The 16,817-nt window shown below is 42.1% G+C and carries 14 protein-coding genes; 9 read left to right on the plus strand and 5 right to left on the minus strand.

Going from position 1 to position 16,817, the window contains the following annotated elements; all coding sequences use genetic code 11:
• Positions 1 to 7: 7 nt before the first annotated feature.
• The gene (locus HMPREF2832_RS02015) at positions 8 to 1,249 is read left to right on the plus strand and encodes an aminopeptidase (protein ID WP_070505354.1); all 1,242 of its coding nucleotides are present in this window, start codon (positions 8 to 10) and stop codon (positions 1,247 to 1,249) included.
• Between the two features lie 204 nt (positions 1,250 to 1,453).
• Here the strand turns inward: HMPREF2832_RS02015 and def are convergent, their stop codons facing one another.
• Both def and HMPREF2832_RS02025 read right to left on the minus strand, forming a co-directional pair.
• On the minus strand, positions 1,454 to 2,068 hold the full coding sequence (def, locus tag HMPREF2832_RS02020; protein WP_003004253.1) for a peptide deformylase: 615 nt from the start codon (positions 2,066 to 2,068) through the stop codon (positions 1,454 to 1,456).
• A 60-nt stretch (positions 2,069 to 2,128) separates the two neighbouring features.
• Complete coding sequence (locus HMPREF2832_RS02025; protein ID WP_070505355.1) at positions 2,129 to 2,815, minus strand: cyclic nucleotide-binding domain-containing protein; 687 nt, start codon at positions 2,813 to 2,815, stop codon at positions 2,129 to 2,131.
• A 145-nt stretch (positions 2,816 to 2,960) separates the two neighbouring features.
• Here HMPREF2832_RS02025 and HMPREF2832_RS02030 point away from each other — a divergent pair, with 145 nt between their 5' ends.
• The 7 genes from HMPREF2832_RS02030 (at position 2,961) to trxA (ending at position 10,547) form a co-directional block, all read left to right on the plus strand.
• Positions 2,961 to 4,124 carry an MFS transporter gene (locus tag HMPREF2832_RS02030; protein WP_070505356.1) on the plus strand — a complete coding sequence of 388 codons (1,164 nt, stop codon included), beginning with the start codon at positions 2,961 to 2,963 and terminating at the stop codon, positions 4,122 to 4,124.
• A gap of 105 nt (positions 4,125 to 4,229) precedes the next feature.
• Positions 4,230 to 5,381 (plus strand): MFS transporter, encoded by a 1,152-nt coding sequence (locus HMPREF2832_RS02035; protein ID WP_070505357.1) that lies wholly within the window; start codon positions 4,230 to 4,232, stop codon positions 5,379 to 5,381.
• Between the two features lie 2 nt (positions 5,382 to 5,383).
• Positions 5,384 to 6,112 carry a pseudouridine synthase gene (locus HMPREF2832_RS02040; protein ID WP_070505358.1) on the plus strand — a complete coding sequence of 243 codons (729 nt, stop codon included), beginning with the start codon at positions 5,384 to 5,386 and terminating at the stop codon, positions 6,110 to 6,112.
• A 372-nt stretch (positions 6,113 to 6,484) separates the two neighbouring features.
• On the plus strand, positions 6,485 to 9,124 hold the full coding sequence (locus tag HMPREF2832_RS02045; RefSeq protein ID WP_070505359.1) for a Cna B-type domain-containing protein: 2,640 nt from the start codon (positions 6,485 to 6,487) through the stop codon (positions 9,122 to 9,124).
• Between the two features lie 262 nt (positions 9,125 to 9,386).
• Positions 9,387 to 9,656, plus strand: coding sequence for a 30S ribosomal protein S15 (rpsO, locus tag HMPREF2832_RS02050; protein ID WP_003004251.1), 270 nt, complete (start codon positions 9,387 to 9,389; stop codon positions 9,654 to 9,656).
• 339 nt (positions 9,657 to 9,995) lie between these two features.
• The gene (locus tag HMPREF2832_RS02055) at positions 9,996 to 10,220 is read left to right on the plus strand and encodes a DUF4649 family protein (RefSeq protein WP_024054957.1); all 225 of its coding nucleotides are present in this window, start codon (positions 9,996 to 9,998) and stop codon (positions 10,218 to 10,220) included.
• A 12-nt stretch (positions 10,221 to 10,232) separates the two neighbouring features.
• Entirely contained in the window at positions 10,233 to 10,547 is a 315-nt protein-coding gene (gene trxA, locus HMPREF2832_RS02060; RefSeq protein ID WP_070505360.1) for a thioredoxin, read from the plus strand.
• A gap of 72 nt (positions 10,548 to 10,619) precedes the next feature.
• Here the strand turns inward: trxA and HMPREF2832_RS02065 are convergent, their stop codons facing one another.
• From HMPREF2832_RS02065 to pepF, 3 genes are all read right to left on the minus strand, one after another.
• Positions 10,620 to 11,411: a DUF2785 domain-containing protein gene (locus tag HMPREF2832_RS02065; RefSeq protein WP_070505361.1), complete on the minus strand. Its 792-nt coding sequence runs from the start codon at positions 11,409 to 11,411 to the stop codon at positions 10,620 to 10,622.
• Between the two features lie 244 nt (positions 11,412 to 11,655).
• Positions 11,656 to 13,464: an NACHT domain-containing protein gene (locus HMPREF2832_RS02070; protein ID WP_070505363.1), complete on the minus strand. Its 1,809-nt coding sequence runs from the start codon at positions 13,462 to 13,464 to the stop codon at positions 11,656 to 11,658.
• 104 nt (positions 13,465 to 13,568) lie between these two features.
• Positions 13,569 to 15,365 (minus strand): oligoendopeptidase F, encoded by a 1,797-nt coding sequence (gene pepF / locus HMPREF2832_RS02075; protein ID WP_070505365.1) that lies wholly within the window; start codon positions 15,363 to 15,365, stop codon positions 13,569 to 13,571.
• Positions 15,366 to 15,519: 154 nt separating this feature from the next.
• Between pepF and HMPREF2832_RS02080 the strand changes: the two genes are divergently transcribed.
• Positions 15,520 to 16,803 (plus strand): DUF6287 domain-containing protein, encoded by a 1,284-nt coding sequence (locus tag HMPREF2832_RS02080; protein WP_070505366.1) that lies wholly within the window; start codon positions 15,520 to 15,522, stop codon positions 16,801 to 16,803.
• Positions 16,804 to 16,817 lie beyond the last annotated feature (14 nt).

Consider the following 16,817-nt stretch of genomic DNA (forward strand, 5'->3'; position numbering starts at 1 on the left):
GAAAGCAATGGTTTTACCAAATTTTAAAGAAAACCTCAAAAAATACGCTAAATTGTTGGTGGCGAACGGCATCAACGTGCAACCTGGCCATACCTTGGTCTTGAACATTGATGTGGAACAAAGAGAATTGGCCCACTTGATTGTGAAGGAAGCCTATGCATTGGGGGCGCACGAAGTGATTGTCCAATGGGCAGATGATTTTACTACCCGGGAAAAATTCCTCCATGCACCGATGGATCGCTTGGACAACGTGCCTGACTACAAGATCGCGGAAATGAACTACCTCTTAGACCACAAGGCTAGTCGCTTGGGTGTGCGCTCGTCTGATCCAGGTGCCTTAAATGGTGTTGATGCAGAGAAGCTTTCTGCCTCTGCCAAGGCTTTGGGCATGGCCATGAAACCAATGCGCATCGCAACTCAATCCAACAAGGTCAGCTGGACCGTTGCTGCAGCAGCAGGTTTAGAATGGGCGAAAAAGGTCTTCCCAAATGCGGCGAGCGATGAAGAAGCAGTGGATCTCCTGTGGGATCAAATCTTCAAGACTTGCCGGGTGTACGAAGAAGATCCAGTCAAGGCTTGGGAAGAGCATGCTGCTATTCTCAAGAGCAAGGCAGATACACTGAATAAGGAACAATTCTCAGCCCTTCACTACACAGCGCCTGGTACAGATTTGACTCTTGGCTTGCCGAAGAACCACGTCTGGGAATCTGCCGGAGCCATCAATGCCCAAGGTGAAAGCTTCTTGCCAAACATGCCGACAGAAGAGGTCTTCACAGCTCCTGACTTCCGCCGCGCAGAAGGTTATGTAACTTCTACAAAACCGCTTAGCTACAATGGGAACATCATCGAAGGCATCAAAGTGACCTTTGAAAATGGAGAAATTGTGGATATCACAGCTGAAAAAGGCGATCAAGTTATGAAAGACTTGGTCTTCAAAAACAAGGGAGCGCGTGCCTTGGGTGAATGTGCCCTCGTACCAGATCCAAGCCCAATTTCACAATCAGGCATTACCTTCTTTAACACTCTCTTTGACGAAAATGCCTCTAACCACTTGGCCATCGGAGCAGCCTATGCAACCAGCGTAGAAGGTGGCGCAGAGTTCACAGAAGAAGAACTCGAAGTAGCCGGCCTCAACCGCTCAGATGTCCACGTCGACTTCATGATCGGCTCAAGCCAAATGGATATCGACGGCATCCGAGAAGACGGCACCCGCGTCCCAGTCTTCCGCAACGGAGATTGGGCAATATAGGGAGCAGGACAGAAATCGGTAGACGCAGTCTCGATTTCGTAGTCCTGCCCCCACACAGTTGATTAGACTGGACGAAGAACCGAAAGGTTCGAGTGCCGTCAATCAACCACTGTGCCGAGAAACAGAAATCGGTAGACGCAGTCTCGTAAAAAAAGTAAGGTAGTAGTGATGATTCACTACTACCTTACTTTTTTGTCATTTGCGCTATTCTAAAATCAAGAGTCCTTCTTTGATTTCAAATGGGTTGTTTGGGTTGATGCGGTCATAGAACATGATACCGTTGGTGTGGTCGATTTCATGTTGAACGACGATGGAGTTGTATCCCTTGAGTTTGATGCGTTTCTTTTCCCCATCTTTTGTGAAATACTCAACTGTCACGCGGGCATGGCGAACCACATAGCCTGGGACGTTGCGGTCTACAGAGAGACAGCCTTCCCCGTCGCCAAGAGCCGCATCTTGAACAGAATGGGCGACAACCTTTGGATTGTACATGACTTCTTGAAGGCTATAGGCTTCTTTTGGTGGGTTTCCATCGGCATCTTCTGGATTGGGAACCAAAACAGCGATGATTCGTTTAGAGATATCCAGCTGAGGGGCAGCGAGCCCCACTCCTCCACGGAGGCCAAGTTTTTCAGCCATAACAGGGTCTTGAGAATGGTGCAAGAATTGCATCATTTTTTCACCCAGGATAATTTCCTGATCAGACAAAGGGAAGGTCACGTCTTCTGCAACAGCTCGAAGTGTTGGATTTCCTTCGCGGATAATGTCATCCATATCAATCAAATGGGATGCTCTTGTAACTTTTTCAATTGCTTTCATCGTTTTACTCTCACTTTCTTTCTACCCTCCATGATAACACAAAAGAGCCTAAAATTAAAGTTATCTGTCGACGGTTTCCGCATGTTTGATGGACAAATCATTCATCCTTTTTGCATCTAAAATCGTATAGACTCGCCCTTCTCTTTGGACTAAGCCCTCTTCGATCATCTGCTTGATGACACGGCTAAGGTGGCGGTAGCTGATCCCAAAACGCAGGGCCAGCTGATTCATCTTGGGCTTGAGGGTCCCATTTTCATCGCAATGCTCCAGAAAATGCGAGGCGAGGCGTTCCTTGACCGAATAATGAAAGTTGGCAGGAGCCAAATAGTTGATCTGGTGTAATTTCTCAGCCAAGGTCTTGGCCGTAGAGCGCAAAAAGGTTGGATCAAGCAGGAGGCGCTTCTTAAAGTGCAGGGCTGGGAGCTGGACGACTAGCGAGTCTTGGTCTGCAATGACTGATGAGATACAGACCCGATCGAGCAGGAGCTCAATCTCTCCTAAGAGTCCAGGTTTTTCTTGGATTTCAAGGATGGTGTCGTTGCCATTCTCAAGACTGTGGATAATCTTGAGCCGGCCTTTGAGAAAATAAGGAATGACATCTTGCTCAGAGCCTTGGCGGCAGATATAATCTCCAGCCTGGTAGAGAACGAGGTCCAGTTGGCTGAGGCAGTCGCCCGGAAAGATCTGGTCCAATTGGTAGTCTGTGATGATTTCCTTGAGTCTTGTAGATGGGGAAATTTTTTTCATCTCAATCTCCTAAAATAGGACAAATGTCCTGTTTTTCTATTTCTAAATTGATTATACTAGGATTCTATTGAAAATACTAGTTTGAATCTTTTCTGAAAAAACTAGTAAAATCAAATGTTACCAGTAAAGTGTAGGAAATAAAAAAATGAAAAAAACAATGGAAAGAATCAGTCTCTTGAGTTTGTCGCTCATGCTGATCTCATCCTTTTCAATTACAGCCGGTTTGCCGGCTATGAAGGCCTATTTTAGCCACTTCGGCTATACAGCAAGTCAGGTGGAACTCTTGGTTTCCCTGCCAGCCTTTGCGGTCGTGGCCATGCTTTTTTTAAATAGCCTGATCGAGCGGTGGATGAGTGAGCGCCAGATGATTGTCGTAGGGCTCTTGCTCTTTTCAACTAGTGGCCTCTTGCCTTTGGTTGTGCAGGACTATCCTCTCATCTTTCTGAGTCGTTTGCTCTTTGGCTTGGGGACAGGAATGATCAATGCCAAGGCTATTTCGATTATCAGTGAGCGCTACTCAGGCAATGATAAGACCCGGATGCTGGGCTATCGGGGGTCTGCTGAAGTGGTGGGCTCTGCCATCTTGACCTTTATTGTGGGACAACTCTTACCCCTAGGCTGGCCGGCGATCTTTGCCGTATATGGTGGTGGTTACTTGATTTTACTCCTCTATATCCTTTTTGTTCCCTATCCTAAGGGGCAAAAACAGGCTAGCTTGAAGGGGAAAAAGAAAGGTTCCGCACGCCTTCGCTCCCCTCAATGGCGTTTTAGTCTAATGCTAGCTGTGATTGCTGGTATCATCATTTGCTTCAATTCTATTATTAGCTTGCGCGTGCCGGATATTATCGTTGATGCTCGTATGGGAACGGCGACAACAGCTGGAACCGTCTTGAGTCTGATGCAATTGACAGGGATTGTAGCAGGGGTAGGCTTTGCCAGTTTAACACATGTTTTCAAAAAGAACTTGCTTATGATCATGTGCTTTGGCTTCGGTCTAGCTCTGGCCTTGATTGGCTTGTCTAGCCAGCTATTGAGCTTGGTTCTAGGAACCTTGCTGGCAGGATTTACCTACAGTACGGGGGTCACCAGTATCTTCTATCACTTATCTGAAAAAATCCCGACCAATCTCCTGAATCTTGCGACCTCGCTGGTCTTGATCGGCTGCAATCTCGGATCAGCCCTCTCTTCTTTTTTCATCCAGTTGGTAACGCCACTAGCTCCTAACAATCATCTGCTTTTTGTCTGGATTGGTGCTTTGATGGTTGGAACGGGAGTCTTTGCCTCACAATTGTTAGCACGAACGAAATGATGGAGAAATCATTTCGTTTTTTTAATTCAATCTATTGCGTCCTGTCACTAGCTCGTGTTATTATAGGAGGAGTGTGAAAAAAAGATTAGTTTAAAGGATAGAATAATGAAAAAAATCATGGAGAAAGTGAGTATTCTCGCGCTTTCATTTATTTTGACGACTTCGTTTTCGATTTCAAGTGCGCAGTCGGCCATGTTTGCCTATTACAAGGGAATTCCTCACAGCATGATTGAGCTCTTGGTCTCGCTTCCTTCAGCAGGGATCATGGTTTCGCTCATCTTCAATAAATGGATTGGACGTCTATTTTCAGAGCGTCAGATGATTGTGACAGGCTTAGTTGCTTACGCTCTATGTGGCTTTATTCCTTTAATCAGTCCAGCTTATCCGGTTGTCTTTTTGTCTCGGATTATTTTCGGGATGGCGGTTGGCTTGCTCAATGTTTCTGCCATTGCCATTATCAGTGAGCGCTATAAAGGAAAAGAACGCGTCCAAACTCTTGGTATTCGTGGTTCTGCAGAAGTTGTTGGGACGGCCGTTTTAACCTTTGGAGTCAGCCTTTTGATTCGCTTTGGCTGGCAGGCTGCCTTTCTCGTTTACGGCATCAGCATTCCTATCTTACTTTTGTATCTCTTATTTGTGCCTTATGGATCTAAGACAGAAGCAGTGGAGGAAAAACACAAGGATGTGAAGATGACGGGGGGACAATGGCGGACTACGCTCGGCTTAGCGGTCGTTGCGGCAGCTATCGTCTTGTCCAATGTCATGATCACCGTTCGGATTCCAAGTGTGGTAGAACAAATTGGACATGGCACTGCCCAAACTGCTGGGGTTATATTAGCAGCCATGCAATTTGTTGGGATCTTGGCAGGTTTGGCCTTCTCGCCCTTGACCTATCTATTCCGTGATCGTTTATTATTGGTTTCGGGAGTAGCTTATGGTGTGGCCCAAATGTTGATCGGGGTCTCTCCAAATCTCTTGATTCTTGCCCTTGTAACAATTGCTTCTGGCTTCGCCTACAGTGTGGCTTTGACAACAGTTTACAATGTCTTATCTGATAAGATGCCAGCAGGGGTCTTGAGCCAGGCAACGTCCATTGCGGTTTTGGGATGTAGTACAGGTTCGATCGCAACGACCTTTGTCCTTAGTCTATTAGGGACGATCTCATCTGCTCCAGTCTTCATTTTTGGATTTTCTGGTATCCTCATGATCCTGGTTTCCTTTTTTGGTCTTTGGATTGTACGAAAGAGCGGGAAGTAATCATGCGACTAGATAAATTTTTAGTGGATTGTGGCGTGGGGAGCAGGTCCGAGGTCAAACAACTCCTCAAGCAAAAGAAAATCGCAGTAAATGGAAAAAAAGAGACAGCAGGAAAACTACAGATTTATCCAGACAAGGATCAGGTGACCTTTATGGGAGAAGACCTGGTCCATGAAACCTTCGTGTATTATCTGCTCAATAAACCAGCTGGGGTCATCTCAGCGACTGAAGATGATCATCACCAAACTGTGCTGGATTTATTGGATGAGACAGCCCGTCACAAGGAAGTCTTTCCTGTCGGGCGCCTGGATATCGATACCCATGGCTTGCTCCTTTTGACCAATAATGGCAAGCTCGCTCATGCCATGCTGTCGCCGAAGAAGCATGTGTCGAAGATCTACCGTGCCCAAGTGGCTGGGATCATGGATGAGGCAGATGTAGCCCGCTTTGAAGCAGGCATTGCCCTCAAAGACTTCACGACCCTGCCTGCGAGATTGCAGATCTTAGAGGTGAATGAGGCAAATGCCAGCTCCTACGTCAAAATCGAAATCGCTGAAGGAAAATTCCATCAGGTCAAGCGCATGGTCGCTGCCTGTGGCAAGGAAGTGGTGGATTTAGAGCGGATCTCTATGGGACCTCTAACGCTAGATTCAACTCTTCAATTGGGAGCATGGCGGAGGCTCCATCCTTCTGAACTCAAGTCCCTAGAGGTCTTCGGTGTTCCTTTATAAGCAAAAAACCAAGAGGCTGGGACAAAAGTCCTAGCCTCTCAATTGTCTTAGATTGTCGAGCAAGACGCAGTGCTTGAGTGGGCTCTACTACGCTGATTTCATCAGCTTTTACAGCCATACTCAACTGTGCGGAGGCGGGACGACGAAATCGAATTCTAACGAATTACCGATTTCTGTCCCCCTCTCTATTTTTTATTTGTATCAAGAAAATGAACTGAAAAGACAAAAAAATGAATTTAATTGCTTGTACTATCAAAGCAAATTGTTTATAATGAAAAAAGATAGGTTGTGTATAAAATCACAATATGTAGTGATAATTTTTCGACTCACATACCTTATCTAGTAAACGTAGAAAAAGGAGAAAAATCGTTTATGAAAAAGTGGCTCTATTCTGTTGTGACAACAGTTGCCCTATTTTTATTAGCGGCTTTAGGATTTGCCAAACCCAATAGTCCAGCTAAAGTCCATGCAGATACGATCAATGATGTTGTGACATCTGTAAACATCTCGAAATCAACTGGTGGAGCGATTACAGATCCACTCGGTGTTTGGGAGAGTTTTCAAGTTGAAGCAAAATTTGTGTTGCCGAATGGACGTGTAAAAAAGGGAGATCAGACTGTTATCCAACTTGGAGATGACTTTAAGGTCTTTGAAACGGACACCATTGACCTGCTGGATCCAAGTGGTCAAAAAGTTGCGACAGCAACGGTAGACGATCAAAGAAAGGTCATCACAGTAACCTATACAGACTATCCTGAAAGAATGGCCAATGTGACAGGGAAACTGCGTTTCTTTGCGCGTGTTGACCACCAAGTCGTCAAAGGACAAAAGACACTTGATTTCAAACTTGAAATCGGTGAAAATGTGATTTCAGGTGGGAATGTCGATTACAAAGGGGTCAATCCAGGTGAGAATCCTCCTACTCCAGAAGTCTTTAGCAAGTGGGGGTGGACCAACTCAGACGATAAATTAAAATTGACCTATACCTTGAACATCAATCAAGGCCACACAGCCCTTCATAATATTGACATTAAAGACCAATTGGCCTTTACAGATGGGAAGATCAAAGCAGATTCTGTCAACATCCATACAGGAACTTGGCAGGTTAGTGACGAAGATGGGGCTTATCATTTAAAAGATACCACAAACGTCACTAAAAATTATTCCCCTGTTGTCAGCGCTGATGGTCGTTCTCTAACAGTTCATATTGGAGATCTAGCTCCTGAACAAGGGATGACTGTTCGCTATGATGTCTATCTGGACAAGGTCCCAGCCATCAATACATCCTTTAAAAACAATGCTAGCATGACAGCTACAGAAATCAAGGAACAAAATAAGGTTGCAGACATTCTGTATCAGTTCCTTGATGGAGACTTCAATGGTGAGAAATATTCCTTCACCATTCACAAAAAAGGTGAAAATGGTCAAGCGCTTGCCGGTGCCGTCTTTGCTGTGATAGCAGATGATACTGGTGAGCAAGTGGGAACCATCACGACAGATGAGAATGGTGTTGGTACCATTACGGGCTTGATCAAACAAGCTTATACGGTTCAAGAAATTCAAGCCCCAACAGGCTATGTTCTCTCTGAAGAACCTATCAAGATCAGCAAGGACGATTTTGGGAATGACCTTGCACTTTCTCGTGATGTTGTGAACCAAAAAGAAAAAACAAGTGTCTCTGGCCAAAAGACATGGAATGACAATGACAACCAAGATGGCAAGCGTCCATCAAAAATCACAGTCAATCTCCTAGCAAATGGTGTCAAAGTCGCTTCTAAAGAAGTGAAAGCAGATGCTACAGGAACTTGGGCTTATCATTTTGATAATCTCGATGTGGTCGATGATGCTGGCAATGTCATTGCCTACACTGTTTCAGAAGAACCTGTTGAAGGCTATGAAGCGACTATTGAAGGAACCAATATTACCAACAGTCGGACACCAGAAGTTGTTGAGATTCCAGTAACGAAAGTTTGGAAAGACAATGATAACCAAGATGGCGTTCGTCCTGACAAGGTCACTGTTCGTCTCCTTGCAGATGGTACAGAAGTAGCTAGCCAAGAGCTAAGTGCAGCGACTGATTGGAAGATAGTCTTTACCAATCTTCCAAAATACAATCACGGCAAACAAATTGTCTACACAGTCACAGAAGACACAGTAGCCAATTACTCTGCTGCGATTGATGGAACAACCATTACCAATAGCTACAAGCCAGGTAAAACCAGCGTCACTGTTACAAAACGTTGGGAAGACAACAATGACCAAGATGGCAAACGTCCAAGCGCCATTAAGGTACAGCTCTATGCAGATGGCAAAGCTCAAGGAAAAGAAGTGGAACTTTCTGCTAAAAATAACTGGACTCATACCTTTAGCAATTTGCCTCTAAAAGCGAAAGGCAAAGAGATTCAGTACCAAGTGAAAGAAGTTGGGACAGTCAAAGGCTATACTAGTACGGTCGATGATAGTAACAAGGGAAATGTAGTAATCACTAATAGCCGCACACCAGAAGTAACGGAAGTAGCGGTCAAGAAGATCTGGGATGATGCAGACAATAAAGATGGTCTTCGTCCTGAAAAAATCACCGTTCGTCTCCTTGCGGATGGTCAAGAAGTGGCTGTAAAAGAAATCACAGCTACTGATAATTGGCAGGCAAGCTTTACGGATCTACCTGTATACAAGGAAGGCAAGAAGATTGCCTACACGATTACAGAGGATCCAGTAGCAGGTTATACAAGCAACATTGATGGTTTCACGGTAACCAATCGTCATACACCACCAACAACACCTCCTACCACACCACCAAGCACACCGCCAACGACTCCTCCTACAACTCCACCAACGACTCCGCCAAGCACACCGGAAAAACCAGAAATTCCAACTACACCAAAAGAAGGAAAGAAAAAAATTCTTCCATCAACTGGTGAAGTTGTTGCTTACGGGTTGACCATACTCGGTGCCCTCTTAGCAATTTTTGCTTTGGCTTTGCTCTTGCGTGGTAAACGGAAAGAGAAATAAGCTTCATACCGATAAAAGACAAATATCCTAGAGATATTTGTCTTTTTGAATAAGTTGCTTGAAGAATGATCCATCAAACTGTTCAAATTCCCAAGGTTCTTTTTAGAAATGAGAAAAGCTCCTCTCAAAGGAAACATAAGTGTTTGACAGAAAGATGAAATCTTGGTAGAATAAGAAGGTCGAATAGACAACTAACTCTTTCTTGGTAGCAGGATATGCCAAACCTGCCACTCGGATAGAGCATAAAGAAAAGGAGCTTATCATGGCAATCTCAAAAGAGAAAAAAAATGAAATCATTGCACAATACGCACGTCACGAAGGTGACACTGGTTCAGTAGAAGTACAAGTTGCTGTCCTTACTTGGGAAATCAACCACTTGAACGAACACATCAAACAACACAAAAAAGACCACGCTACTTACCGTGGTTTGATGAAGAAAATCGGTCGCCGTCGTAACTTGTTGGCTTACCTTCGTACAAACGACGTTAACCGTTACCGTGAGTTGATCAACTCTCTTGGACTTCGTCGTTAATCTGCTCTATTTTCCACTTACGCTGCGTTGTCACCTTGCCTCGATATACTCGAGTATAATCTTCGGCTTCGGTTCCTAGCATCGTAAGGTAAAATAGACCAGATCTATCTCCCTTCGGGGAGATTTTTTGTTTTCAGAAGAAATCCGGTACAATCTTCGGTTCGTCGCCTTGTCTAGAAACGTTTTATCCAGCAAGAATGGAGCCCTCTGAATTCAGAGGGCTTTTTCTTGTCTTTTCCTTATCGAACGAGATCCATTATTCTGAGGAAGTCGTTTTGTTTGACAGATGTAATGTCTAGAGTTACAATTGATACATCATAAGAAATAGAGGTTATCGATATGATTGATATTACATATCTAGACGGTGCAAAACAAGAAAGAGTCATGCATTTTGATTCCTACGATGAGTTTGAACGCTCCCAACAAGCTTGCTTAATTGGGGTAGCAGATTTTTATCCTGTTGTGAAACTGACCTATAATGGGCATGAGTTGGATTACCAAGGGACTTACGGAGATGTCTTCTTCTATCTGATGAAGCAAGATTTGACCCAGTACCAAAACTAAAGGAGAAAGAAAATGGCAAAAGCAATTACAGACGCAACATTTGAAGCAGAAACAAAAGAAGGCTTGGTCTTGGTAGATTTTTGGGCAACCTGGTGTGGTCCATGTCGTATGCAAGCTCCTATTTTAGAAAAATTATCGGAAGAACTTTCGGAAGATGAGTTAAAAATCCTAAAAATGGATGTGGACGAAAATCCAGAAACAGCACGTGCTTTCGGCATTATGTCTATCCCAACCTTGCTCTTTAAAAAAGATGGGCAGGTTGTTAAACAAGTAGCAGGAGTGCACACCGCAGACCAAATCAAGGCAATTATTGCTGAGTTGAGTTAAAAGCATAAGCACTCCCATTAATAAAATGGGAGTGCTTTTTTATATGATAAATTGCAAGAATAAGTGCAACAGTTAGTATTGAAAAGACTGAATGGTCTCTTTCAACTCATCTTGTAAAAAGTCTCTCTGATCAAGTTGAATATAGACTTCTAACAGACAGGATCTAAGGTTGGAAAATTTATAAAAATCTTCCCTTTCTTCTATTGGAAAGTCAAGCGTTTTTATCCAAGAAGCTATTTGTTCTTGCTCGATTTTCCCTTGCAAAATAGGTTCATAGAGCACTCTAGCTAAACGCCAATCCTCATCATCGGTAAAACGAATTGAAATTCTTCTAAAGACTTGGCCAAGTATGTTCAATCCTTCATGAACTTTGTCATTAGGAAAGTCCGGATGACAAACTACTTCTGTCAAAAGATCAGCTCCATGCGCAAAAGCGTGAACCCAGCCATACTGGCTGGAAAAACCTGTTGTATCCTTTTCTTTTAAAAGATAGTGTAAGCCTTGATCCATTAAAATATATCTTATATCAGCTTTTAATCTTTGATAAAAAATCGATTGTTGGTTGGCATCTGCAGACAAGAGATTAGCATAAATAAGCGCTCTAAAAGAACGATCAAGTGTCGATAGCCCAATCTTGTCAATCTCTTTTTCTACTCCTTCATCGGATAAAATCGTCTCAGAAATGAAATGAAATTGTTCTTGCGTAAAGAGTTCTTCTTGAATCCCTCTAGCCAAGCTTGTAAAAACGATATCATCGCGAATTTCTGGCGAGGGGTCTCCCAAATGTTCCAGCAACCACTGGATTTCTTCTCGGCTATAACTTGGTTTTTCTTCTGTAACTTTACTTTGTAGTTCTTGATCCATCATAAGCACCTCTGCATTTCTACTAGTATATTTTAGAGTTGGCTGTAGAGGAGTTTATTCTCCCAATTCTGCACTGTAGGCAATAATCTGATCAACCGTGTCTGAAAGGAATTGGATGGTATCGCGGAGTGGTTTATCAGTCGAGATATCTGCTCCGATGATCATGGCTGACTCAAGGAGAATAGTTCAACCCCTAGGCCTATTCTCAAATTTTTCCTTTTACAAATCAAAAATTTGCTAAAAATCAAATATCATCAATTATAGAAGCTGTTGTTCTCTTCTTGGTTTTATTGTTTTCGATAATCTTAGAGGACCAATCAAAGATAAAATTCAATCTTTGAATAAACCATGATTCAATCCACTTACATAAGGATTCTTTATATTCTTCTGGAAATTGAGTATAATTTACATCTCCTTTTTTTTCTAAGAATTTAATTAATTTTTTAGAATACTCGTCTCCTATTTCCATATCATCTATATCATCTATGTTCAAATCAGATTCTTCAATAATCTTAAAATGTATATGATAGAACGCTCTGTGATCTTCGTTGATAATAAAAGCTATTCTTTCTGAATTTTTTTCAAATGAATTCTTACCCAACTTAAACATTCTAAAGAAAATACTTATAAATTCTCCTAAATCTTGTGAACTCTCATATAATACTTTTACTCTTTTTATCAATTCGACATATAAATTTAAGTAAGTTCGATTTTTTTGAACTGTTAATAAAGTTGTAAGAAAGGTTTTATTATATAAAATGTGATTTCCGTCTTCAATGGCCCATGAAGTTAAAAGTTTCTTTTGTGTTTGATCATCTAATTTACTAACCCCGACACCAGCAAAATATTCTTGAAATGATCTATGAGAAAACTTATAAGAAATACCATCTTGTAAAATCATACAAACATTAGAAATAGAATCTCTAATGAAATCTGAATTTACAAACTTCATAGTATTTTTTTCTTTGAAAGAATCAAGGTAAGAATTAAAACTGTCAGAATTAAAGGTTATCTGTCCTTTGAAAAAAGTTTTCATTGCTAGATAAGATAAAGCTTCTTTAAATTGTTCAGGAGATAAATTAGCTTTCAATTCTCTTTTATATCCAGATTTTGATGCATCATGTTTTTGATAAAGAGTATAGAATGCTAGATTGTAAAAATCAGTTAGATTATTTGGTATAGATGCACCATCTTCATATGTCATTAACATAATAGTTAACAACAGAGGGATTGAAGCAAAAGATTCATGGTTATCATATAATATGTCCTTTAATTCTTTTGCAAACTTGTTTTTTAACTTTGATTCATACTCTAATTTTAAAATAAGAGAAACAGCTTGCTCCTTCGTCAGTAACTTAATCTCATATTCTAAAAAATTAGACCAACCTATAAAATCATCTGAAGGACGAGAGCTAAGAATATATCTGTTTTTATTATATCTATCTACAAATTCTTTTAAGGATTTATCTAACACATTTCTATGAGTAGATATAATTTCATCAAGTCCGTCAAATATTATAGTGTATACACCTGATTTTAGAGTTTCTTGAAAATGCTCTCTCTCTATATTCAAATGATGACATTTAATCTCTTCAAAAATAAATAATTCAAAATCAAAATCATCTAACGGCTTCTCGTTTATAGATTTTAATTCTATAAAAATTGGAATACTGCTTGCAGTGTCTATTTGGTTAATAAAGATATGCTTCATTAGCATAGATTTACCTACCCCACCAGTTCCAGTAACAATTATTTTATTATTTTTCTGAAAAATCAAACTTGAATTTGTAGTATCAATAACCTCCCCATTTTCAGATTCTAAAAACTGTGGTTCGTAAAAATTGTATAAAAATTTACCTTCATTTTTGTACAATAAAGTCTTTACAGTAGAATATTTTTCATATGAATATTCCAAGTAATCTTTGAAAAGAACTCCTAATTCACTTTCAACTTTAAACTGTTTATCATTATAAACTTTTTTACTCCTCGACCATAATTTAGGAAGGATTTTTACTAATGCATTTGTAATAGATTTTTCACTAGTAACTGGCATAATATTCTCCCATCATCTTCTGTAAATATTAAATCAATAATAACATATCGTATATAGTATATTCAAAAGGTCAACTTTATTATTAAATATTTTTTCTTATCCTCTTATTCTCCCAATTCTGCACTGTAGGCAATAATTTGATCGACAGTGTCTGAAAGGAATTGGATGGTATCGCGGAGTGGTTTGTCAGTTGAGATATCTGCTCCGATGATCATAGCTGACTCAAGTGGGGTCTTGCTGCCACCTGATTTAAGGAGGTCTAGCCAATCTTTGGCTCCGTTTTCGGAGTTCTTCAAATGTAGGTATCCCGCTGTTGAGATAACCAAGCCAGCTGAGTAGGTATAGCTGTAAAGCCCCATGTAGTAGTGGCTTTGACGCATCCAGGTCAATGCTGCATCGTCATCGATTTCAACAGCGTCTCCCCAGAATTCGGTTAAGACTTCCTTCATGATGCTGTTGAGCTTGCTAGCGCCGAAGGTGCCACCTTCTTCGATCAAGGTGTAGACCTTGCGTTGGAAGGCTGCTTCCAACAAGTGGGTGATGAAGTTGTGGAAGTAGGTGTCTGTCAAACGGTGAGCTAGGGCAAAGCGTTTTTGACGAGGATCGTCAAACTGGTGTTCCAAGTAGTCGCTAAGGAGGAGCTCGTTAAAGGTAGAAGGAGCTTCCACATAGTAGGTCGACATGTGGGCGTTGAAGTAGCTTTGGTTGTTGTCTGAGAAGATGAATTGACCAGAATGTCCGATCTCATGGATCAGGGTATAAACATCGCTCATCCGTCCTGTCCAGCTCATCAGGACATAAGGATGGACACGGTAAGGATCGGCTGCATAACCACCGGAATCCTTGCCTTCATTAGCAGCAAAGTCGACCCAACGTTCGGTTTGGTAGCGGGCAATTTCGCGAGAATATTCTTCGCCAAGAGGTGCCACGGATTTCATGACCAAGTCATAAGCGTCATCAATGGTGACATCTGGGTTGAGCGCACTGTCCAAGTCCAACTTCCAATCAGCAAAGGTCATTTTCTCAAGGCCGTTGACCTTGGCCACGTGTTTGAGGAATTTTTGAGCGACCGGAGCGAAGTCCTTCATAATCAGGTCAATCTGACGATCAAACATAGCACGATCCACTTCCTGCTCAGCTAGGAGATAGTCAAAGACGGAGTCGTAGCCCCGCATATCTGCGATCAGTTTTTCAGACTTAACTTGAGCTAGATAGGTAGCAGCAGCCGTGTTTTGGTGCTTGCGGAGACCTTCTGAGAAGGAACGAAAGGCTTTTTCACGAACTTCCGCATTCTCATGGTTTTGGTAGAAGTTTTCATAGGTGACAAAACTATTTTTGTAGACTTTTCCATCCACTTCGAAATCAGCCATTTCAAAGTCGCCTGCCCGCATCTTGGTATAGATGTCTTGTGGTCCGTAGAAGACTTCACCCAGGTTGGTCAAGGTCTTTTCCACATCAGCTCCCAAGTAGTGAGCTTTCTTGATTTTGGCTTGGCGAATGGCAAAAGTTAGGTGAGGAAGTTGTCCCAGGCGTTCGAGGACATCTTCATCTGCTTCGACCAAAGCATCATCAAAGAAGGAAAGTTCGACGCTGGCCCAAGTTTCGAAATCCATCCCTGCTTGGGCAATCTCTGCGAAAGCTTCGTCGCCAAAGTCAGTCGTTTGGGGCATAAAGCTGTAGTTACCAATGTGGCTGAGTTGAATCTGAATCTGTTCAAAGATGGCAAAGGCAGCTTCGAAGTCTTCAAAGGTGTGGAGGTTACCCTTGTAGTTACGGACAAATTCATTGATTTCTTCACGTGTTTTTTCAATGGCACGCAAGAAGTCTTCCTGGTCTTGGTAGAGGGCTGTGAGGTCCCAGAGTTCGTTCTCAGGAAATTCAGAACGTTTTTTTAATTCCATAATGTTCTCCTTTTGATCGGTATTCTTCCTTAAGTATAGCAGAAAATAGGACAGAAACATAGAGGGAGAGGGGAAAATGCTTGTTTGAAAATCTTGAAAGAGCTGGAAAAATTGACCATTTTTGATATACTAGGATAGAAATGAGGAGGTTTTTATGAAAAAGGTTATGATTTCACTACTGGCGGGTGCGTCCGTTCTAGCTCTGGTGGCTTGTACGCCCAAACGCTATGAACGCCAAAGTAAACCAAAGACAGCAACGTCATCATCGGTTAAAAAAGAAAAGAAGGATACGGGTCAAAAGTATTATCAAGAGGTTTTGGAGCGGTATGCTAAGTATGATACAGCTCTTAAAAATGGCGATAAGTCAGGCCTGTTTGCGGAATTAGGTAAGATAAAATCTGGCTCAGAAGAAAGCATCTATCTAGATGCTTTGGAGCGCTTAGGAACTCCGGTAACCTTCCAATACGCTTTTACAGACTTGAACAAAGATGGTGTGGATGAGCTCTTGGTGTCCAATCAATACACTGGAAAAAAACAATACGTTTCTGCCATCTATTACCTCAAGGGTCAAGAAGCCGAATTGCTCCATACAGCTTATACAGCTGCGGTTGGTGGCTATCGCTCCAGCCTAGACCTTTTTGATAATGGGCAAATTGTCTACGCCACTTGGCAATCTGTGAGCCCAGACCGGGAATTGACCCTTTATTCGCTAGGAAAAGGGGAAGCCAAGGAAGAAAAGAAAGCAACCATTCAAATTGGTGGGGACCAAACAGCAGAGAAGGCTCTTGGGATTTCAGCCAAGCAGTTGGACCTCAGTAAGCTGGACTGGAAAACTTTTGACGGTTCAGGGGATTCCAAATCAACAGCAAAAGAAGAAGAGAAAAAATCAGAAAGCTTCCAAGTGCAAGTCAGTGTGTCGGATCTTCGTATTCGAAAAGAACCATCTACTTCAGCTCCATCTGCAGGAATGATCGCAAAAGGAACTCATACCATTACGGAAACCATAGATGCGGATGGTCATACCTGGGGCAAATTAGAATCTGGACAAGGCTGGATTGCCCTTGACTATACAACGCGAGTGGATGGAAATGCCGAATCAGCTCCTGCCCCTGCCAAAACAAGCACTGAGATGAATCTAGATGAAATAAAAGCTGGAAATTTCTCAAGTGTAGCGGGAGTTTGGAAAAATAAGTACGGTACGAGTATTGAGTTTGATGCGCAAGGAATTGTGAAGGTCAATGGTAGTGCTGTCAATGGTGTTCAATTTTCTGGTTTTTACTTCAAGGAAGGCAATTTACACGGAGTTAGTCGGATGCCTGGGGCAACGAATGACACGCCTATTCTTTTCATTCCTTCAAGAGAAGGTGGCAGTGAATCCATTTACTGGAGTAAGAGTGATGCTACGAATGGGAACGATTTGTACTACCGTGTGAACTAAAAAATAAGGAGACA

The sequence above is a fragment of the Streptococcus sp. HMSC073D05 genome (genome assembly GCF_001812015.1).
Lineage (GTDB): Bacteria > Bacillota > Bacilli > Lactobacillales > Streptococcaceae > Streptococcus > Streptococcus parasanguinis_D.